Consider the following 19277-nt stretch of genomic DNA (forward strand, 5'->3'; position numbering starts at 1 on the left):
TTTTTGCTAGTTAGGAAAGTTGGCAACAATAATATTCACCCTCCATTCCCGAACGTAAAGGAAAAACGGCATATGGCACTATACGTACAGAAGTTCGGCGGCACCTCGGTGGGCTCTGTCGACCGTATCAAGGCCGTGGCGGAAAAAGTGAAAGGCTTTCGCGACCAGGGACACCAGGTCGTGGTCGTCGTTTCCGCGATGAGCGGCGAAACGAACCGCCTGACCGAGATGGCCCATGCGCTGAACGAAGAGCCCGCACCGCGTGAGATGGACATGCTGCTCTCCACCGGTGAGCAAGTCACTATCTCCTTGCTGGCCATGGCGTTACAGCAAATTGGCGTTCCGGCGACCTCGCACACCGGTGCACAGGTAGGGATCTTGACCGACAGCGCCTACACCAAAGCGCGTATCCAGCGCATCGAAACCGACGACCTGAAATCTGATCTGGACGAAGGTAAGGTCGTGGTCGTGGCCGGTTTCCAAGGCGTCGACGAAGACGGCAACATTACTACCTTGGGTCGTGGCGGCTCGGACACCACCGGCGTGGCCCTGGCAGCGGCTCTGGGCGCTGATGAGTGCCAAATCTATACCGATGTGGACGGTGTCTACACCACCGACCCGCGCGTCTGCTCCAAAGCGCAGCGCCTGGAGAGCATCACCGTCGAAGAGATGCTCGAGCTTGCCAGTTTGGGCTCTAAAGTACTGCAAATTCGTGCTGTTGAATTCGCTGGTAAGTACAACGTACCGCTGCGGGTACTGTCGAGTTTCGAAGACGGCCCGGGCACCCTGATTGTCGCTGACTCTGACCAAGACGAGGATTCTATGGAAGAACCGCTAATCTCCGGTATCGCGTTTACCAAGAACGAAGCCAAACTGACGCTACTGAACACGCCAGACGTTCCGGGCGTAGCATCGCGCATTTTGGGTCCGATTGCCGACGCCAACATCGAAGTCGATATGATCGTTCAAAATGTGGCGCCAGCGGGGGACTACACCGACTTCACCTTTACCGTGGCGAAGGGTGACTACAAGGCCACCAAAAAGCTGTTAGAAGAGACCGTTATTCCTGACCTGGGTGGCGGCGAACTGCGTGGCGACGACAACATCGCCAAAGTTTCTCTGGTGGGCGTTGGTATGCGCTCTCATGCCGGTGTCGCCTCTAAAATGTTCCGCGTATTGGCCGATGAAAACGTCAATATCCGTATGGTCTCCACGTCCGAAATCAAGATTTCTGTCGTGATTGACGAAAAACATATGGAACTTGCGGTCAATGCCTTACACAAAGCATTTGGCCTTGATAAATCCGATATCGAATCTGAATAACAATTGTGTCCTAAACCTTCTACGCTGAAAGTACTTGCTGCCCTGTGGTGGTGAGCTTTCTTTCAACGGGAGGTTAAGGTGTCATAGGGGCCAAAGCCATTGGTGGCAGGGGTCACCATGTCGCATAATGGCATGGTGACGCCACTGGCGGACACATCCCGTTGTATAAAACGTCTGAGAAGGAGATCAGCCATGCTCATCCTAACCCGCCGCGTTGGCGAAACGCTGATGATTGGTGATGAAATCACCGTCACAGTGTTAGGTGTGAAAGGTAATCAAGTACGCATTGGTGTAAACGCACCGAAAGATGTCGCGGTTCACCGCGAAGAGATCTACCAGCGTATTCAGCGTGAACGTAATAGCGAAAGCGAAGCAGAGTAAATGGCCGCCTGTGTCACGCTCAATAGAGGGCGTTTAAGCGGTAATATCAGGTCGGCGCGAAAAAAATCGGAATAGGACTGGACACCAGTCATCATAATCGGTAACATTCGCGCCGTGCTGTTGAGGAGAGGTGGCCGAGTGGCTGAAGGCGCTCCCCTGCTAAGGGAGTATAGGGTTTATAGCCCTATCGAGGGTTCGAATCCCTCTCTCTCCGCCAACCGCATCTAGTAACATCGCAATTGGATAGGCGCCCGTAGCTCAGCTGGATAGAGTACCTGACTACGAATCAGGTGGTCGGAGGTTCGAATCCTCCCGGGCGCGCCAAGTTGCAAAGGTAAGTGTTTGATGTTACAGTGTTTTCATTGTTTGACGAGTTCGACAATGACTGAAAAGCGCCCGTAGCTCAGCTGGATAGAGTACCTGACTACGAATCAGGTGGTCGGAGGTTCGAATCCTCCCGGGCGCGCCAGATTCCAAAACCCGCTCTCATAGGAGAGCGGGTTTTCTGTTTTCTAGCCTGACTATCGTGGCTCGCGCGGTAGTCTTGCGATCGTGTAAAGCGCCCCCGCATCCTTGCGGAAGGGCGCTTTTTTTTGGCCCGTAAAACGCCAGGGGAAGAGTGTCGGGTAGCGAAAGCTGGCGATGGTCCTTGATGGCCTTAGGCGGGTTCGCAGGCGTTGAGCGCGCTCGTGCTAGGGGTAAGGCTGCCCAGAAGTGTGTCCAAGTCGGTCAGGCGCTTCAAGCGTTGAAAATGCTGGTTGGCTTCGGCGTTGCCCTGACGCATCTGGGCAAGCCACTGCTTCACCAGGGAGACCACCACGCGGTCAGGAAGATGTTGGCGCTGCAGCGCGGCGTACTCTTGCAGCACGCTGGCGCGCATTGTCCAAGTGGTGTCCGCCAAGCGTTCGCCGGTTTGCTGCCAGTGGCGAATGCGAGGGGCCAGCCAGGGGTCGGCGAGGGCGCTGCGTCCTAGCATGACGTCGCAGCAGCCCGAGAGCGTGCGCGCTTTCCAGTAATCCTCGAGTGTCCAGATATCGCCATTGGCCACCACGGGGATGGAAACGTGGCGGCGCACTTTGCCGATCCACTCCCAGTGAGCGGGAGGGCGGTATCCCTCGTCTCGCGTCCGCCCGTGGACGACCAGTCGCGCCGCGCCGCCCGACTCGGTGGCCTGCGCACACGCCACCGCCAAGCGCCGATTGGCAAACCCCAGGCGAATTTTTGCCGTCACCGGTATCTCTCCGTCTAACGCCTCGGCCACCGCTTTCACGGCGCGGTAGACGCGCTCGGGCTGGCGCAACAGCGACGCGCCGCCATCGTGGCGGTTGACGAGCTTGGCCGGGCAGCCAAAATTGAGATCGATACTGATGGCGCCCAGCGCCAGCGCTTGGCGGGCATTCTCCGCCAAAGCCTGTGGGTCGGCGCCTAGCAACTGCAGGTGCACCGGCACGCCGCTGGGCGTGGCGACGGGGCGTTGCTGTAATTCGGGGCAGTGTTTATAAAACACACGTGGGGGGAGGCGCGTGTCGACGACGCGGACGAACTCGGTGACCGACCAGTCAAAGCCGGCCTGCCGAGTGAGTAGGTCTCGAGTGAGCGCATCGATGACGCCCTCCATCGGTGCGAGACCGATCTTACCTTTATGTAGTAAATTAACAACCATGACTTCCACTATGGCGCGATTGCATTCTATCCTGGATGTGGCAGGTTAGTGTATTACCCTTATTGCGCCAAGCGCCGTTGGAGGCGTTTGGTGTGCCAATAACCCTGTAAAATAAGGAGAGCACGCTATGCAAGGGTCGGAGTTGCTCCAAGAGGGGCTTGCTCTAATGGGCCTGGGTATGGGCTTTGTTTTTGTTTTTCTTACTATTTTGGTCATAAGTGTCACGCTGATGTCGAAGCTGATCGACCGTTATCAGCCTGCCCCTGTGGCGGCGCCAGCGGACCGAAAAAGTGGAAAAACACCCGCCAAACACGGCCAAAACGACGAAGTCGTCGCGGTGATTAGTGCTGCGGTGCATCGTTATCGTTCGTCTCGCCGCCAGTAAGCGGCACGTGCCAGCGTGTCCATTTCGCTCCTGATGCATTTTTTTTGTTAAATTTACTACAAATTCATAACGCCAAACTGTGAGCCATGACCATGAATGAAATAAAACGTCCTCTGGGAATCACCGATGTGGTGCTGCGCGATGCGCATCAATCCCTGTTTGCCACGCGCTTGCGCTTGGACGACATGCTGCCCATTGCCGAAAAGTTGGATAAAGTCGGGTACTGGTCGCTGGAAACCTGGGGCGGTGCCACCTTCGATGCGTGTATCCGTTACTTAGGGGAAGACCCGTGGGAGCGTATTCGCGCCCTTAAAGAGGCGATGCCCAACACGCCCCAGGCGATGCTGCTGCGCGGCCAAAACCTGCTGGGCTACCGCCACTACGCTGACGATGTTGTCGATAAGTTTGTTGAGCGCGCCAAGACCAATGGTGTCGATGTGTTCCGCGTATTTGATGCCATGAACGACCCGCGCAATTTAGAGCGCGCTATTAAGGCAGTGCGTCAGGTGGGCGGCCATGCGCAGGGTACCATTTCTTACACGGTGAGCCCGGTACATACCCTGGATAGCTGGGTAGATCTTGCCAAGACCATTGCCGCAATGGGGGCAGATTCGCTGGCTATCAAGGATATGGCGGGGCTGCTCACGCCGTACACGGCGTATGACTTGGTCACGCGTCTTAAAAAAGAGCTCTCCATTCCCGTCCACTTGCACTGTCACGCGACGACCGGCTTATCGACCTCGACCATTTTGAAAGCGGTCGAGGCAGGGGTCGATAACGTCGATACCGCCATCTCCTCCATGTCGATGACCTACGGCCACAGCCCGACGGAGTCCGTGGTGGCCATGTTGAAAGATACCGACCGCGACACCGGCTTGGACCTGGAGCTGCTGGAAGACATCGCTGGCTACTTTCGCGAAGTGCGTAAAAAATACGCCGCCTTCGAAGGCTCGCTGCGCGGTATCGATTCGCGCATTTTGGTGGCCCAGGTGCCCGGCGGCATGCTCACCAACATGGAGAGCCAGTTGAAAGAGCAGGGCGCTGGCGACAAGCTGGATGACGTACTGAGTGAAATCCCCCGCGTTCGTGAAGACCTCGGGTTCATTCCGCTGGTGACCCCTACGTCACAAATCGTGGGCACCCAAGCGGTCATGAACGTCATGATGGGCGAGCGCTACAAGTCGATCTCCAAAGAGGTGCAGGCGCTGCTGAAAGGGGAGTACGGCGCTGCTCCGGCACCCTTCAATGCCGAATTGCAAAAGCGTGTGCTGGAGGGTGGCGAGCCAATTACCTGCCGCCCGGCAGACAACCTCTCCCCGGAAATGGACAAGCTTGCCGCCGAGCTGAAAGAGAAAGCTAGCGCCGAGGGCATTCGCCTTGCCGAGGGCGAGCGGGAAGTGGATGACGTGCTGACCTATGCGCTGTTCCCGCAGATTGGTTTGAAATTCCTCAAGAACCGCGACAACAAAGATGCTTTCGAGCCTGCGCCCCAAGCCGCTCAAGCGTCGACACCGGCCAAAGCAGACGCCGCTCCTGCCGCCGCACCGAGCGCTGGCGGTGGCCCGGAAACCTATACCGTGAAGCTCAACGGCAAGGCGTACGTGGTCGAGGTGTCAGAGGGTGGCGAGATCGGCAATATTGAGGAGCAGCCCGCCGCACAGCCTGAGGCTGACACCCCTGCGTCTAGCGGTGTCAGCATCGACGCACCGCTGGCGGGTAACATCTTCAAAGTGAACGTGCGTCCAGGTGATCAAGTGGCCGAAGGCGACGTCGTGATCATTCTCGAAGCCATGAAGATGGAAACCGAAGTGCGTGCCAGCAGCGCCGGTACGGTATCGAAAGTCAACGTCAATGAAGGCGATAGCGTTGCCGTTGGCGATGCGCTGATCGAGCTTTAAGGGCCTCTCGGAATGGATAAACTAATCACTTTATGGGAAGGCTCTGGGCTTTATAACCTAGAGCTTGGCCAAGCGGTGATGATCCTTGTAGGGCTTGGGTTGCTCTACTTGGCGATTCACAAGAAGTTCGAGCCGTTGCTGCTCGTACCGATTGGGTTTGGTGGCATTCTCGCCAACATTCCCGAGGCGGGCCTTGCGATTTCGGCGCTGGATCAAGCGATCGAAGTCGCCAAGCCCGCCGTGCTTCAGCAAATGGCTACCGCGTTGGGAGCTACACTCGACCCCTTGGCCGGTGTCGAGGGCTGGCGGGACACCCTCAAGGCGATTGCCCACGATTCGGCGGCGCCGGATCAACTGCGCGCCGCGAAAGATATTGCGGTGAGCGTCGGCTACAGCGACGGCATGCTGTATAACTTCTACAAGGTTGCCATTGGCTCTGGTATCGCGCCGCTGCTGATCTTCATGGGCGTAGGGGCGATGACCGATTTCGGCCCGCTGCTGGCCAATCCGCGTACGCTGTTTTTAGGGGCGGCGGCGCAGTTCGGTATCTTTGCCACGCTGTTTGGGGCGGTGCTGCTGACCTCCATGGGCATCATGGATTTCTCGCTCAATCAGGCGGCAGCGATTGGTATTATCGGCGGGGCAGATGGCCCGACGTCGATCTACGTCTCCAGCGTGCTGGCACCTGAGTTACTAGGGGCGATTGCCGTCGCGGCGTATGCTTACATGGCCCTGGTGCCATTGATCCAACCGCCGATCATGCGCCTTCTGACCACTGAAAAAGAGCGCAAGATCACCATGACGCAGCTGCGTCCGGTCTCCAAGCTCGAAAAAGTGGTCTTCCCGCTGATGCTGTTGATTGCTGTGGCGCTGTTTCTGCCGGATGCAGCACCACTACTGGGCATGTTCTGTTTCGGTAACCTGATGCGCGAGTGTGGCGTAGTGGAGCGTCTTTCCGATACGGCGCAAAATGCGCTGATCAATATCGTGACGATCATTCTCGGCCTGTCGGTGGGGTCTAAGCTAATGGCCGATAGCTTCCTAGCGTTCGAAACCCTAGGGATTCTGGGGCTGGGAATCGTGGCCTTCGGCATTGGGACTGCTGCCGGGGTGTTGATGGCCAAGCTAATGAACGTGGTTAGCAAAATGCCCATCAACCCGTTGATTGGGGCGGCAGGGGTGTCGGCCGTGCCGATGGCCGCGCGCGTGGCGAATAAAGTCGGACTGGAAGCGAACCCGCACAACTTCCTGCTGATGCACGCCATGGGGCCCAACGTGGCCGGGGTGATCGGCTCGGCGGTCGCCGCTGGTGTGATGATCAAGTACCTAGGCTAAGCGGCCGTTAGAGCGCTGCCCATCTGAAACGTGGCTTATCGAGCAGGGCTCGTGTAAGCCGCGTTTTTTCATGCCCGCCGCGGTTCGACGGCGGTTTTGAGGCGGTTTTCTAGGCCGCTGATATCCAACTCGACATCCCGCGGCCAGCCGATGGTCAGGCGCACGCCGTCGCCATCGTAGTCTGCCTGCTGCACGGGCAGCGCCTGCTCGTCGCACCATGCGCGCGCTTGCGCTTCGTGGGCGAAGCTGACCTTCAACCGATAGCTGTCCCGCTCGATGACTTCCCGGGTGGGCAGCGTTTCCAAGCCGGCTTTGACGGCCTGAGCATAGGCGCGGGCCAGCCCGCCAGTGCCTAACTTGGTGCCGCCAAAGTAGCGAATCACCACGCAGCCGATTTCGCCGATCTGGCTGCCCTGAAGTGCCTGGAACATGGGGCGTCCGGCGGTGCCGCCCGGTTCGCCATCATCAGAAAAGCCAATATGGGTTTGCTCGCCAGGAGGGCCAGCAATGAAGGCCGTACAGTGATGGCTAGCGTTTGGGTGAGCAGCTTTGGCCGCTTGAAGCAGCGTGTCGAAAGCGTCAGGGGTGGGGGCATGGCACAGCCAAGCCAAAAATTGGCTTTTCTCGACGTCGATGTCGGCGGTGTGCCATATACCAAGGGCTAAATCAGGGACTCGAAAACGCAACGAGGGCTCCCGGCAGGGTGGGTGACCAATTAGTGATGCTGGGTTTCCGTGGTGTGTTGGGCCACGCCCATTACCATGCCCAGCACCTGAATGTCACAATTATGCAGGAATAGGTCCGGTATGGCTGCATCTTCCGGCCATAAATGGATGCCCAAGCGGCTAATGGAGAGCTGCTTAAGCGTCACTTCGCGCTGGTTGATCGTCGCAACGGCGGTCTCTTGATGGGCGTCGTGCTGGTGACGGTGAATGATGATGACATCGCCGTCGAAGAGATTGCAGTCGCGCATGCGGTCGCCGCGAATACGCAGGGCGTAGGTGTTGCGACGTGTGACGCGAGGGGATGTGCACGCTTGGCGCGCATGTGATGAGGCGCTGCGAGACGCTAGTGGGGTAGGCGTCGATGGCGCTACCGGTTGAGACAGCGTCTGAGAGGGTACGTAAGAAGGAACCTGAGACGTTACCCTAGAGGGTAGGCAGATCGTCATAGTGTGTTCTCCCATGCAGCGCCCGTTGTCGAGGCGTTTGATTGAGGCGATACCTGTTGTTTTATTCTGTGGTGTCTATTCATACAGTGTTTACAGTATAAGCCTGTTTTTGCATACAGTGCTAGTCCTGTCTTTTGCAGGACGCCTCCATGAGGTGCTTAAGCAAGCATTGGTTTGGGGCACGCTGCGACCCAAGACCGCAGAGCCCGACTGGCGGGGAAGGGCCTTTCCGTGTAGAGTTCGACCCAAAATCAATGCGCCTGGAGTGTCTTTTGAGCCTGTGCCTGCAAGCCCGACAATTGGCCTGTGAACGCGACGACCGTTGGCTGTTTGAAGGGCTCGATCTCGATATCCAATCGGGTGAGATCGTGCGCATCGAGGGCCCAAACGGCAGCGGCAAAACGACGCTGCTAAAAATACTCTCAGGGCAATTAACCGATTACCGTGGCGAGCTTTTCTGGAATGGCGCGCCCATGCGCCAAGCCCGTGAACATTTTCTCGCCAATTTGCTCTATTTAGGTCATGCCCCCGGTGTGAAGGCGGGTCTCTCGCCGCTGGAGAATTTAGCTTGGTATCAAGCGCTTAGCGGAGTGGTGGGCAGCGAGCCTGCACGGGAGGCAGCGCTGGCAGCCGTTGGACTTACCGGTTTCGAGGACGTGCCTGCCGGTCAGCTGTCTGCCGGGCAACAGCGGCGTGTGGCGCTGGCGCGTTTGACCCTCACTCAGCGTGCGCTGTGGGTGCTAGACGAGCCTTTCACTGCCATCGATCGTCAAGGGGTGGCGGCGCTGGAGGCGCAGTTGGTGGCCCATGCGCAGTCTGGCGGCTGTGTGTTGGTGACCACGCACCATGCGCTGGCCGAGTCACCCGTGCTCAGGCGTATTCAGCTGGGGTAAGAAGGAGACAGCGTTGCAACGTTCACACGCTCCATTAAGCCCCCCCGAGGTGGCCATGCATGCCCCCCAGGGCGGTCTGCTGGTGGCCATCAAGGCCACGCTCAAGCGCGACCTCACCCTGATGCTGCGCCGTCGTGGCGAGGTGCTCAATCCGCTGGTGTTCTTTGCACTGGTGATTACCCTATTCCCCATTGGGATTTCACCGGATCCAGCGCTGCTGGCAAGCATTGCGCCGGGGCTGTTATGGGTAGCTGCGCTGCTAGCCGCACTGCTCTCGCTGGATAGCCTGTTTCGCAGTGACTATGACGATGGCAGCCTTGAGCAATTACTACTGGCTCCCCAGCCGCTGGCGGCGCTGGGGTTGGCAAAAGTGGCGGTGCATTGGCTGCTGACCGGGCTGCCACTGGCGCTCATGGCGCCACTCTTGGGCATCATGCTGTCGCTTCCCGCAGGAAGCTACGCCGTGCTGTCGCTGTCGTTGGCGCTCGGTACGGCCAGCTTGAGTCTGATTGGCGCCATCGGGGCGGCATTGACGGTGGGGCTGGCGCGGGGCGGTGTGCTGCTCTCGCTGCTGGTGCTGCCGCTCTATATTCCAGTACTGATTTTCGGCGCAGGTGCCGTACAAGCCGCTATTTTTGGCGATGGAATGGCCGCTCATCTGGCGATTCTAGGGGCACTGCTGGCGCTAGCACTGATGCTGGCACCCTGGGCCATTGCGGCATCGCTGCGCATCAGCATCAACGGTTAGAGGACGGGAACACCATGTGGGCCTTTATCAACAAACTAAGATCACCCAAATGGTTCTATGCCATTAGCGCCAAACTGCAACCGCTTTTTTGGGTAGCGGCAACGCTGTTGCTGCTGGTCGGCACCGTTTGGGGGCTCGTCTTTGCGCCTGCGGATTATCAGCAGGGTAATAGCTTTCGCATCATTTATGTCCACGTTCCCGCCGCGTTTCTAGCCCAGTCCATTTTCGTCTCCATGGCCGTCTCTGGGCTTGTGTTCATGGTCTGGAAAATCAAAGTGGCGGATATGGCCGCTACCGTGATGGCGCCGCTGGGCGCCGCGATGACATTCGTGGCCCTTTTTTCGGGCGCAGTATGGGGCGTACCGACCTGGGGAACCTGGTGGATGTGGGACGCACGTCTTACGTCCATGCTGATACTGCTGTTTCTTTATCTGGGCGTGATTGCGCTGCGTGGCGCCTTTAGCAGCCGCGATAGCGGCTCTCGTGCTGCGTCGGTGCTGGCGATGGTCGGTGTCATCAATATTCCGATCATCAAATACTCCGTGGATTGGTGGTACACCCTGCACCAGCCCGCCACCTTTACGATTACCGGCCGCGCTGCCATGACCATGGATATGTGGGCGCCGCTGCTCATCATGGTGTTGGGCTTTTACAGCTTTTTCATTGCGCTCACGCTGATGCGCACGCGTAGCGAAATTCTGCGTCGTGAAGCCAACAAGCGCTGGGTGCGCGAGCTTGCCGAGGAGACGAACTAATGGCCTTTTCCTCGCTGAACGAATTTTTTGCCATGGGCGGTCACGCGGTTTACGTGTGGGCTGCCTGGGGAGTCACTGCGCTATTGATGCTGGTCATCGTGTGGCATGCCCGCCAGGAGCGCCGCCAGCTACTTCACGCGGTCAAGCGCCGGGTGCGTCGAGAAAACGCCCAGCGCCAGTCATCGTATGCGCAGTCTTTGCAAGAGCCAGTTACCTCTGCTCAGAAGGACGTTCACCATGACGCCTAAACGTAAACAGAAACTGTTTGTCATCTTGGGACTGCTGTCGCTCACCGCTATTGCGGTGGGGCTCACCCTGTATGCGCTGCGCGCCAACATCAACCTCTTTTTCAGCCCGGTACAAATTGCTCAGGGCGATGCCCCCATGGAGCGCCAAATTCGCGCGGGCGGCATGGTCAAAGAGGGCTCGGTCTCCCGCGACCCGGAAAGTCTGGACGTCGAGTTCGTGGTGACCGACTACGTGGACGATCTAGAAGTGTACTACAGCGGTATTCTGCCGGACCTGTTCCGTGAAGGGCAGGGCGTGGTGGTGGTTGGCGAACTGCAGGCCGATGGCCGACTCTACGCCGATAAGGTGCTGGCACGCCACGATGAAAACTACATGCCGCCCGAAGTGGCGCAGGCATTGGAAGAAGCAGGCTACTCCCCGGCAGACTTTCAAGCGAAAGCCGCCAAAGTGGGCAAGCGCCTAGAGCAGGAAGGCTCCCCAGAAGGAAGCGACTATTAACGGCTGCACGCACGCTGTGCGATAAAGCCTGATGCTAATTCGGAGCACCCATGTTGATTAAGATCATTCCTGAAATCGGCCACTTTGCCCTGGTCATCGCGCTACTCATGGCGGTGGTTCAGGCGGTGATGCCGCTTGCCGGGGCTGCCACGCGTCGCCCGCTGTGGATGGCCTATGGTCGTCCCATGGCCATCGGCCAATTCCTGTTTGTAACCATTGCCTACCTCTGCTTGACCGCCAGCTACATGCTGGACGATTTCAGCGTGGCTAATGTCGCTAACAACTCCAACTCCCTGCTGCCCTGGTACTACAAATTCAGCGCCGTGTGGGGTAACCATGAAGGCTCGGTGCTGCTATGGAGCTTGATGCTGGCGGGTTGGGGATTCGCGGCATCGGTCTTCTCGGGCGACTTGCCCCGCGACATGGTGGCCAGGGTGCAGGGCATTATGGGCATGGTGTGTGTGGGCTTCTTGCTCTTCATTTTGATGACCTCCAACCCCTTCGAGCGCTTGCTGCCGAACATGCCGCAAGATGGCGCCGACTTGAATCCGCTGCTACAGGACTTTGGCCTGATCGTGCACCCGCCGATGCTCTATATGGGTTACGTAGGTTTCTCGGTAGTGTTTGCCTTCGCCATCGCTGCGCTGTTGGGCGGGCGCCTGGACGCTGCCTGGACCCGCTGGGCACGGCCCTGGACCAACGTGGCCTGGGCATTTTTGACGGTCGGGATCGCGCTAGGTAGCTGGTGGGCCTATTACGAACTGGGTTGGGGCGGCTGGTGGTTCTGGGATCCAGTAGAGAACGCCTCGCTGCTGCCTTGGCTTACCGGCACGGCACTGGTGCACTCGCTGGCGGTGACCGAAAAGCGCGGCTCGTTCAAGAGTTGGACGGTGTTGTTGGCGATCTCGACGTTCTCGCTATCGCTGATGGGCACCTTCCTGGTGCGCTCGGGGGTACTGACGTCGGTTCACGCCTTTGCCAACGATCCCTCGCGTGGCTTCTTCATCCTGATGCTGCTGGCGATCACCGTCACGCTATCGCTGCTGGTGTTTGCCCTACGCGCCCCGCGGGTGAGCCATAAAGTGGGGTTCAACTGGCTTTCGCGGGACTCCCTGCTGCTGATCAACAACATCCTGCTGGTCATCATGACCGTCACGGTGCTGCTGGGCACCGTATACCCGCTGATTCTGGACTCTTTGGGGCTGGGTAAAATCAGCGTAGGTCCCCCTTACTTCAATGCACTATTCGTACCACTCACCGTGGTGATGTGTGTCTTCATGGGGCTGGGTCCAGTGGCGCGCTGGAAAAGCATGAGTGGCCGTGAGCTATGGCGTAAGCTGGGATTAGCCGCCGCTGTGGCTCTCGTGTTAGGCATTATCCTGCCGTTGATCTATGGCGGCGAATGGAATTTGTGGGTGTCATTGGGAATCGTGTCGGCGCTATGGATCGTGCTGCCCATGGTGCGCGACCTCTTCGACAAGACCCGTCACGCCAGCTCGATGTTGGCGGGGTTGCGTAAGCTTTCGCTCTCTTACTGGGGCATGGTGCTGGGCCACGTGGGCATCGCGGTGACCATTCTAGGCGTTGCCGTGGTCTCGAACTACAACATCGAACGCAACGTGCGCATGTCGCCGGGCACCACCGTGGAAGTGGCGGGCTATCAGTTCACCATGACGGAACTCACCAACCGTCGTGGCCCCAACTTCCTGGCCGATACTTCGATCATTCAGGTACAGCGCGGGGACGAGGGACGCAGCTTCGTGATGCGCCCCGAGAAGCGCCTTTACCTCGCCACCGGCATGCCCATGACCCAAGTTGCGCTGCGCCCTGGTTTGTTCCGCGACCTCTATGTCGCCATGGGCGAAGACTTGGGCGATGGCAGCTACGCCATGCGCGTCCAGTACAAACCGTTCGTGCGCTGGCTGTGGCTGGGTGGCCTCCTCATGGCCTTTGGCGGCGTTCTAGCCGTTGTGGATAAACGCTATCGTCGTGCCGCGAGTCGCCAGACAGCTCCCGCCCGGACGGATCGTTCGTCGTCTCAGGAGGCTATGGTATGACACGACGCCTGCTGCTTTTACTCCTGCCGATTGGCTTTCTCGGTATCGCGCTGTTTCTGTACCAAGGGTTGGGGCGCGATCCGTCGCAGCGTGACTCTGCGCTGATGGCACGTGAGTTTCCCGTATTCGAAGCCACCACGCTACGCGATGCTGATCGCCAAGTGGATCAAACGCTGATGATGGGGGAGGTCACGCTGGTCAATGTCTGGGGTGAGTGGTGCCCTGCATGTAAGCAGGAGATGCCCCAGCTTTTAGAGCTCGCCGATCACGGCATTCGTATGGTGGGCATCAACTACCGGGACACCCGTGAAAAGGGGCTAGAGTTTTTGAGCGAGTTCGGTGACCCGTTCGAGGTCAACGTGTTCGACCCCGAGGGCAGCCTGGGTTTCGACCTCGGTGTTTATGGCGCGCCTGAGACGTTTTTGGTGGATGCCGCAGGCGTGATCCGATACCACCATAAAGGCTACGTGTCACCTGAAGACGTTCGTGAGCGCATCCTGCCGGAGGTAGAAAAATGGCGTTAATGCGTTGGGTGTTCGCCGTGATGTTGCTGGTACTGTCGAGTAGTGTCGTGGCGGCCGGCATCGAGATTCGCGAATTCGATGATCCGGTCATGGAGCAGCGCTATCGCGATCTGACGTCTTCGATGCGCTGCCCGCTGTGTGAAAATCAGGCCATCGACGACTCGGATGCGCCGATCTCCGGTGACATGCGCGAGCGGGTCTATCAGCTGCTTCAAGATGGTCAGTCCGATATCGAAATCATCAATCACATGGTGCAGCGTTTTGGGGAGTACATCCTCTACAACCCGCGCCTGGAAAACCGCACCTACCTGCTGTGGGGGCTGCCCATCGGTCTGTTCGTCCTCGGCACGCTCGTGGTCGTACTGATGGTGCGTGCTCGACGGAATGCGTCTGCGAAAGCGTTGAGCGCCGAAGAGCGCGCCCGCTTGGATGCTCTGATCAACCGCGAGAGGTCTTCATGACACCGCTCTGGATAGCGATTGCACTACTGTTATTGCCTGCGCTATGGCTGCTGATTGCCCCCATGCGCGGTGCCCGCGTTCTGCGCGACCAGCTAGATCACTTTGAAGCCAACGATACGTCTGCTGAGCAGAACGTGGCGATTTTCCAGCGGCGCATGGCGTCCCTGGAAGCGGCACGCGAGCGTGGCGACATCGACGACGCTCGTTTTAATGAAGATCGCCTAGAGCTAGAGCGCAGCCTGCTGGAAGACACCGCCACTCAGGCCAAGCGGCCGCTGAAAGCTGCGAGCGCTGGACGGCTGGTGGTGCCGCTGGTCATGGTGGCCGTGGTCGGGGCGAGCACGTTTTGGTACCAGCAAAACGGCGCGGAAGGTGACCTGACGCTGTACGCTATCCAGCAGGAGGTCAGAAACGATCCGGAAGGCTCGCTGATGATGTTCCTGGAGAGGATGGAAGCCGAAGCGGAGCGCCAGCCCCACAATCCCAACGTGTGGAGTTCGCTGTTTCCACTCTACCGGGATACCGGTCAGCCTGACAAAGCGGTCGATGCGCTGGAGCGCTTGATCGCCATCGAAGGGCGCATTCCGCCGCTGCTCGCTCAGTTGGCGCAGCTCCGCTTCTTCATGGCCGAGCGGGAGTTAACGCCCGAGGTACAGGCGCTGGTCGATGAAACGCTTGAATTAGACCCCCGTCAGCCGACCGTGTTGGGGCTTCTGGGCATTCACGCCTTCGATAATGGTGATTATGAAACGGCCATCGACCGTTGGCGCCGTGCCGTTGCCAATATTTCAGACCCAGAGACGGCTGCTTCCCTACGTGATGGTATCCGTGTGGCCCAAGGGCGCATGGGCGTTGCACCGGAGTCACCTGCCGCCACTCAGGGCCAAGGCGTGCGGGTGAGCGTCTCGTTGGATGAGGCGCTGGCAGACCGTGTCAGCGACGATGCGACGGTGTTCATTACCGCGCGGGACATCGACGGCGAGCTGCCGCCGCTGGCGGTGACCCGCGCTCGGGTCTCTGAGCTGCCGATGACCGTGGTGCTGGACGACGCCGCTGCCATGTCGCCGCAAGCGCAAATCTCCCAGGTGCGTGAAGCGCGCCTGGTGGTGCGTGTCTCGGAATCTGGGCAGGCCACGCCGCAGCCTGGGGATCTGTTTGGCGACGTGGAGAGCGTCAGCGTCGGCCCCATTCGCGAAGACGATACCGCCAATGTCGTTATCAACCGTGTTTTTGAATAACCACCACGTAAGCTACCGCTGCTAAGGGTCGCAATGCGCTTAACCTCTATACGTCTCGTTGGGTTCAAGTCCTTTGTCGATCCGGTCACCGTGCCCTTCGATGGCAACATGACGGCCATCGTTGGGCCCAACGGCTGTGGTAAATCCAATATCATTGACGCCGTACGCTGGGTGATGGGGGAGTCCTCTGCCAAAACCCTGCGTGGCGAGTCGATGGCCGACGTCATTTTCAATGGTTCTACCGGGCGCAAGCCGGTCGGACAGGCGTCCATCGAGTTGAAGTTCGATAACCGTGAGGGCGGTATGGGCGGTTTGTACGCCCAGTACGCTGAAATTGCCGTCAAGCGCCTAGTCACCCGGGATGGCCAGTCCAACTACTTCTTCAACGGCCAGAAGTGTCGTCGCCGGGATATCGCCGACCTGTTCATGGGCACTGGTCTGGGTCCGCGCTCCTACGCCATCATCGGCCAGGGGATGATCTCGCGGTTGATCGAAGCGCGACCGGACGACCTGCGTGCCACCCTCGAAGAAGCCGCGGGGATCTCCAAGTACAAAGAGCGTCGTCGGGAAACCGAAAACCGCATGCGACGTACTCAGGAGAACCTGGAGCGCCTGGACGATATTCGCGAAGAGCTGGACAAGCAGCTCGAACGTCTCAAGCGCCAAGCGGAAGCCGCCAAGCGTTACCAAGAACTCAAGCAGCAGGAGTATCGCTTGAAAGGCGAGCTGGCGCTGCTGCGCGGCCGTACCCTGCGGGCCGAGCAGTCTCACCAAGAGAGCCGCGTGCGCGAGCTGGAAATTGCCGTCGAGAAAGACGTGTTTGGCGTTCGTCAGTGCGAAACCCGCCTGGAGCAAGCCCGCGAGCAGCATGATGAGCTGGCCGACGTGCTGGACCGCCACCAGCTGCAGTTTTATGAAACCACCACGCGCATTGCCCGCTTAGAGCAGGATCAAGCCCACCGCCGCAGCCGCGAAGCACAGCTGGCCAACGACATTGCCACCGCCCGTAGGGATCTCGACGAGCAGCGCCAGGTCAGCGAGGGCGACCAAGAGCGGCTCGCGGTGATCGACGAGCGCTTTGAAGAGTTGCTGCCCGAGCACGAAGCGCTGGAAGAGCAGCTCGAGATGCTCGAGCAAACCCTGGCCGACGCAACGCCTGCGTTAGAGGCCGCTGAACAGCAGTGGGCCGATGCCGAAAACCGTTGGCGCGAAGCCAGCCGTGACGCCGACCGTAGCCAAGATCAACTGCGCGATTTAGAGCAGCGCATTGCCCGTTTGCAGGCCGAGGGACAACGCCGCCGCCAGCAGCGCGACGAGCTGGCCGATATGACCGCGCTACAAAACGAGCACGCCGAATACCAAGCCCGCCTGGAAGAAGCCGACCAACGTGCCGACGCCTTCCAAGTGGAGCGTGAGCAGTGGCAGCAGCGCTATAGCGATGCCAAACGCGCCTATCAGCACGCCGTGGCCGAGCGCGATGCGCAGCGCGCTGCATTAAGCCAGCAGCAGGGCGAACTCGCCTCACTGCAGGCACTAATGGATGCCGCCTTAGCCGATCACGACCCCCAGCTAAGCGACACGCTGGCCGCTCATGGCCTCGCCGATGCGCCCCGCTTGGGTGAAGCCATCGCGGTTAGCCAAGGCTGGGAACGGGTCATTTCCTGGTTGCTCGCCCCCTGGCTCAACGCCCGCCTGGTAGCCGCTCATCAGCTAAACGCGCTGCCCGAAGCGCTGGCGACGGCGTGGTGCTTGATCGATCAAGCACCGCCTTCCACAGCCACGGCGGGCGCAGGCCATCGCCTCAGCGATTTGGTGAAAGGCGCGGGCGCGCTGACGGAGTGGTTGGCGAGTATTCACTACGTCGGTACTGCTGACGCGGCCGAAGCGTTGCTGCCTACGCTTGCTCCCGGTGAGAGTGTGGTCAGCCAAGACGGCGTATGGCGCGGGCGTGGCTGGCTGCATCAGCAATCCAATGGCGAAGGCGTCGATGCGCTACTGGTCACTCGTCGTCGCTTCGAGGAGCTGTCCACCGAGCGCGAACGAGCAGAAGCCGCGCTGGTCTTGCTAGATGAGCAGTGCGATGTCGCTAGTGAAACGATCGACACGTTGGAACTGACCCGTGAGCAGCAGGCGGAGCAGGAGCGCGACCATGCCGCTACCCGCCAACAGCTAGCGGTGCAGGAGCAGCGGCTTGCCCAGCGCCTGGAGCATTTATCCAGCCGCGCGACGGAGCTGGACGACGAGTTATCGCAACTGCAAGAGGACGAGGCGGAGTTAACGCTTACTTTAGAAGAGCAGCGCGCCCGTTGGCATACGGCCATGGAGCAGTTGGAGGAAGCCGCTCAAGCGCGAGAAACCAGCGCCGAGCAGCGCCAACGTCAGCGTGAGCAGCGTGAGCAGCTCAACCAGCAGCATGCCCCGCTCAAGGCGCGTCAGCAGGCGTTGGCACTGGAGCGCGAGCGCTTAAAAGCCGAGCGTGAAAGCCTGCGCGCTCAGCAGGCCCGTTCAAGCGATACCGAAGAGCGCCTCTCGCTGCGTATTGCCGAGTTGGAAGAGTCTCGAGAAATGCTGGTCGAGCCCGATGAGCAGGCAGCCGAAGAACTCGAAGAGCTACTGCACCAGCGCGAACAGCAGGAGCGGCGGCTCAACGAGACGCGCCAGCAAGCTCAAACCTTGGCCGAGCAGCTGCGTAACGACGAACTAGCCCGCCAGCAGCACGAGCGCAATTTGGAGCAGAGCCGCGAACAGCTACAGCAGCGCCGTATGGAGGTGCAGGCGCTGGCGCTCAAAGCCGCCACCCAAGACGAGCAGTTAGCGGAACTGGGTCACGATGCCGACGCGCTCGCCGCTACGCTGCCCAGCGATGCCAGTGAGCCAGCGTGGCAAGAGCGCTTGGAGAGCACCTCGGAAAAGATCCGCCGACTGGGTGCGATCAACCTCGCCGCGATCGAGGAGTATGACCAGCAGGCCGAGCGGCGTAATTACCTCGAAGCCCAGCATGCCGAGCTTTCCGAAGCGCTCGACACGCTGGAGCGGGCGATCAAACGGATCGACCAAGAGACCCGCGTGCGTTTCCGGGAAACGTTCGATCAGGTGAACAACGGGTTGCAAACCCTCTTTCCCCGCGTATTTGGCGGTGGGGCGGCGTGGTTGACGCTCACCGGTGACGATTTATTGGAAACCGGCGTGGCCATCATGGCTCGCCCGCCGGGCAAGAAGAACAGCACCATACACTTGCTGTCAGGGGGCGAGAAAGCGCTGACCGCGCTGTCGCTGGTGTTTGCCATCTTCCAGCTCAATCCAGCGCCGTTTTGTATGCTGGACGAAGTCGATGCGCCACTGGATGACGCCAACGTGGGCCGCTACGCCAAGCTCGTTAAAGAGATGTCGGAAAGCGTGCAGTTCATCTACATCACTCATAACAAGATCGCCATGGAAGCCGCCGAGCGCCTGATGGGGGTCACCATGCAAGAGCCAGGTGTCTCACGGCTGGTGTCCGTGGGGATCGATGAAGCGGCAGAACTGGTCGAGTAGGGGCATGGTTCGAGACGATGTTGGGCACGGCTTCCCAAGAGTTTCCTTATTTGCTCGTGTCATGTGCCGAGCGCTGCTGGTCAGCGTTTGATAACACCCAGCGTCAATCAGGCCGTTGAGTATTAAATCTTTTAATAACAATCGGTTGCTGGCAATGAGCCTGG

General features: G+C 59.3%; 18 protein-coding genes and 3 tRNA genes. 18 read left to right on the forward strand and 3 right to left on the reverse strand.

Annotated features, from left to right (window positions below; genetic code table 11):
• The first annotated feature begins 72 nt into the window (after positions 1 to 72).
• From FHJ80_RS00605 to FHJ80_RS00625, 5 genes are all read left to right on the forward strand, one after another.
• A complete protein-coding gene (locus FHJ80_RS00605; protein ID WP_139525142.1) occupies positions 73 to 1323 on the forward strand; it encodes an aspartate kinase in 1251 nt (416 codons plus the stop codon).
• 192 nt (positions 1324 to 1515) lie between these two features.
• On the forward strand, positions 1516 to 1704 hold the full coding sequence (gene csrA, locus FHJ80_RS00610) for a carbon storage regulator CsrA (RefSeq protein ID WP_039180068.1): 189 nt from the start codon (positions 1516 to 1518) through the stop codon (positions 1702 to 1704).
• Positions 1705 to 1828: 124 nt separating this feature from the next.
• Positions 1829 to 1921, forward strand: a tRNA-Ser gene (locus FHJ80_RS00615).
• Positions 1922 to 1951: 30 nt separating this feature from the next.
• A tRNA-Arg gene (locus tag FHJ80_RS00620) sits at positions 1952 to 2028 on the forward strand.
• 68 nt (positions 2029 to 2096) lie between these two features.
• Positions 2097 to 2173, forward strand: a tRNA-Arg gene (locus FHJ80_RS00625).
• 189 nt (positions 2174 to 2362) lie between these two features.
• Here FHJ80_RS00625 and FHJ80_RS00630 read toward each other — a convergent pair.
• Positions 2363 to 3367 (reverse strand): tRNA-dihydrouridine synthase, encoded by a 1005-nt coding sequence (locus tag FHJ80_RS00630; protein WP_244992984.1) that lies wholly within the window; start codon positions 3365 to 3367, stop codon positions 2363 to 2365.
• A gap of 127 nt (positions 3368 to 3494) precedes the next feature.
• On the opposite strand from FHJ80_RS00630, the gene FHJ80_RS00635 reads away from it, so the two are divergent.
• The 3 genes from FHJ80_RS00635 to FHJ80_RS00645 all read left to right on the forward strand — a co-directional run bounded on the left by FHJ80_RS00635 (position 3495) and on the right by FHJ80_RS00645 (position 6985).
• The gene (locus tag FHJ80_RS00635) at positions 3495 to 3752 is read left to right on the forward strand and encodes an OadG family protein (protein WP_139525143.1); all 258 of its coding nucleotides are present in this window, start codon (positions 3495 to 3497) and stop codon (positions 3750 to 3752) included.
• 92 nt (positions 3753 to 3844) lie between these two features.
• Positions 3845 to 5650 (forward strand): sodium-extruding oxaloacetate decarboxylase subunit alpha, encoded by a 1806-nt coding sequence (oadA, locus tag FHJ80_RS00640; RefSeq protein ID WP_139525144.1) that lies wholly within the window; start codon positions 3845 to 3847, stop codon positions 5648 to 5650.
• A 12-nt stretch (positions 5651 to 5662) separates the two neighbouring features.
• On the forward strand, positions 5663 to 6985 hold the full coding sequence (locus FHJ80_RS00645; protein ID WP_139525145.1) for a sodium ion-translocating decarboxylase subunit beta: 1323 nt from the start codon (positions 5663 to 5665) through the stop codon (positions 6983 to 6985).
• A 68-nt stretch (positions 6986 to 7053) separates the two neighbouring features.
• On the opposite strand, the gene FHJ80_RS00650 is transcribed toward FHJ80_RS00645, so the two are convergent.
• Together FHJ80_RS00650 and FHJ80_RS17390 are read right to left on the reverse strand one after the other, a co-directional pair.
• Positions 7054 to 7671 carry a YigZ family protein gene (locus FHJ80_RS00650; RefSeq protein ID WP_139525146.1) on the reverse strand — a complete coding sequence of 206 codons (618 nt, stop codon included), beginning with the start codon at positions 7669 to 7671 and terminating at the stop codon, positions 7054 to 7056.
• A gap of 29 nt (positions 7672 to 7700) precedes the next feature.
• Positions 7701 to 8171 (reverse strand): LexA family transcriptional regulator, encoded by a 471-nt coding sequence (locus tag FHJ80_RS17390; protein WP_231125509.1) that lies wholly within the window; start codon positions 8169 to 8171, stop codon positions 7701 to 7703.
• Positions 8172 to 8428: 257 nt separating this feature from the next.
• Between FHJ80_RS17390 and ccmA the strand changes: the two genes are divergently transcribed.
• From ccmA to smc, 10 genes are read left to right on the forward strand one after another with little or no spacing between them, the layout of a single operon-like run.
• Positions 8429 to 9049, forward strand: a complete 621-nt coding sequence (gene ccmA / locus FHJ80_RS00660) for a cytochrome c biogenesis heme-transporting ATPase CcmA (RefSeq protein WP_139525147.1) — start codon at positions 8429 to 8431, stop codon at positions 9047 to 9049.
• 55 nt (positions 9050 to 9104) lie between these two features.
• Positions 9105 to 9797, forward strand: a complete 693-nt coding sequence (ccmB, locus tag FHJ80_RS00665) for a heme exporter protein CcmB (RefSeq protein WP_176558205.1) — start codon at positions 9105 to 9107, stop codon at positions 9795 to 9797.
• Between the two features lie 14 nt (positions 9798 to 9811).
• Complete coding sequence (locus FHJ80_RS00670) at positions 9812 to 10552, forward strand: heme ABC transporter permease (RefSeq protein WP_139525149.1); 741 nt, start codon at positions 9812 to 9814, stop codon at positions 10550 to 10552.
• Positions 10552 to 10800 (forward strand): heme exporter protein CcmD, encoded by a 249-nt coding sequence (gene ccmD, locus FHJ80_RS00675; protein ID WP_139525150.1) that lies wholly within the window; start codon positions 10552 to 10554, stop codon positions 10798 to 10800. Before FHJ80_RS00670 ends, ccmD begins: the two co-directional genes overlap by 1 nt.
• Positions 10790 to 11299, forward strand: coding sequence for a cytochrome c maturation protein CcmE (ccmE, locus tag FHJ80_RS00680; RefSeq protein ID WP_139525151.1), 510 nt, complete (start codon positions 10790 to 10792; stop codon positions 11297 to 11299). The genes ccmD and ccmE overlap by 11 nt, the downstream gene beginning before the upstream one ends.
• A gap of 50 nt (positions 11300 to 11349) precedes the next feature.
• Positions 11350 to 13356: a heme lyase CcmF/NrfE family subunit gene (locus FHJ80_RS00685; RefSeq protein ID WP_139525152.1), complete on the forward strand. Its 2007-nt coding sequence runs from the start codon at positions 11350 to 11352 to the stop codon at positions 13354 to 13356.
• Complete coding sequence (locus tag FHJ80_RS00690; protein ID WP_139525153.1) at positions 13353 to 13880, forward strand: DsbE family thiol:disulfide interchange protein; 528 nt, start codon at positions 13353 to 13355, stop codon at positions 13878 to 13880. The genes FHJ80_RS00685 and FHJ80_RS00690 overlap by 4 nt, the downstream gene beginning before the upstream one ends.
• A complete protein-coding gene (locus tag FHJ80_RS00695; protein ID WP_139525154.1) occupies positions 13871 to 14341 on the forward strand; it encodes a cytochrome c-type biogenesis protein in 471 nt (156 codons plus the stop codon). The genes FHJ80_RS00690 and FHJ80_RS00695 overlap by 10 nt, the downstream gene beginning before the upstream one ends.
• The gene (gene ccmI / locus FHJ80_RS00700) at positions 14338 to 15579 is read left to right on the forward strand and encodes a c-type cytochrome biogenesis protein CcmI (RefSeq protein WP_139525155.1); all 1242 of its coding nucleotides are present in this window, start codon (positions 14338 to 14340) and stop codon (positions 15577 to 15579) included. Before FHJ80_RS00695 ends, ccmI begins: the two co-directional genes overlap by 4 nt.
• A gap of 33 nt (positions 15580 to 15612) precedes the next feature.
• Positions 15613 to 19113 carry a chromosome segregation protein SMC gene (gene smc, locus FHJ80_RS00705; RefSeq protein WP_139525156.1) on the forward strand — a complete coding sequence of 1167 codons (3501 nt, stop codon included), beginning with the start codon at positions 15613 to 15615 and terminating at the stop codon, positions 19111 to 19113.
• Positions 19114 to 19277: the final 164 nt, after the last annotated feature.

Origin of the sequence: Halomonas sp. BL6 (assembly GCF_006228115.1) — a bacterium.
GTDB lineage: Bacteria > Pseudomonadota > Gammaproteobacteria > Pseudomonadales > Halomonadaceae > Vreelandella > Vreelandella piezotolerans.

Bases quoted from the DNA above. Each gene is read 5' to 3' on its own strand.
- smc (WP_139525156.1), top strand. From the start codon at position 15,613: ATGCGCTTAACCTCTATACGTCTCGTTGGGTTCAAGTCCTTTGTCGAT.
- ccmI (WP_139525155.1), top strand. From the start codon at position 14,338: ATGACACCGCTCTGGATAGCGATTGCACTACTGTTATTGCCTGCGCTA.
- FHJ80_RS00685 (WP_139525152.1), top strand. From the start codon at position 11,350: ATGTTGATTAAGATCATTCCTGAAATCGGCCACTTTGCCCTGGTCATC.
- oadA (WP_139525144.1), top strand. From the start codon at position 3,845: ATGAATGAAATAAAACGTCCTCTGGGAATCACCGATGTGGTGCTGCGC.
- FHJ80_RS00670 (WP_139525149.1), top strand. From the start codon at position 9,812: ATGTGGGCCTTTATCAACAAACTAAGATCACCCAAATGGTTCTATGCC.
- FHJ80_RS00635 (WP_139525143.1), top strand. From the start codon at position 3,495: ATGCAAGGGTCGGAGTTGCTCCAAGAGGGGCTTGCTCTAATGGGCCTG.
- FHJ80_RS00695 (WP_139525154.1), top strand. From the start codon at position 13,871: ATGGCGTTAATGCGTTGGGTGTTCGCCGTGATGTTGCTGGTACTGTCG.
- FHJ80_RS00630 (WP_244992984.1), bottom strand. From the start codon at position 3,367: ATGGTTGTTAATTTACTACATAAAGGTAAGATCGGTCTCGCACCGATG.
- FHJ80_RS00605 (WP_139525142.1), top strand. From the start codon at position 73: ATGGCACTATACGTACAGAAGTTCGGCGGCACCTCGGTGGGCTCTGTC.
- FHJ80_RS00645 (WP_139525145.1), top strand. From the start codon at position 5,663: ATGGATAAACTAATCACTTTATGGGAAGGCTCTGGGCTTTATAACCTA.
- ccmB (WP_176558205.1), top strand. From the start codon at position 9,105: ATGCATGCCCCCCAGGGCGGTCTGCTGGTGGCCATCAAGGCCACGCTC.
- ccmE (WP_139525151.1), top strand. From the start codon at position 10,790: ATGACGCCTAAACGTAAACAGAAACTGTTTGTCATCTTGGGACTGCTG.
- FHJ80_RS00690 (WP_139525153.1), top strand. From the start codon at position 13,353: ATGACACGACGCCTGCTGCTTTTACTCCTGCCGATTGGCTTTCTCGGT.
- ccmD (WP_139525150.1), top strand. From the start codon at position 10,552: ATGGCCTTTTCCTCGCTGAACGAATTTTTTGCCATGGGCGGTCACGCG.
- csrA (WP_039180068.1), top strand. From the start codon at position 1,516: ATGCTCATCCTAACCCGCCGCGTTGGCGAAACGCTGATGATTGGTGAT.
- FHJ80_RS17390 (WP_231125509.1), bottom strand. From the start codon at position 8,171: ATGGGAGAACACACTATGACGATCTGCCTACCCTCTAGGGTAACGTCT.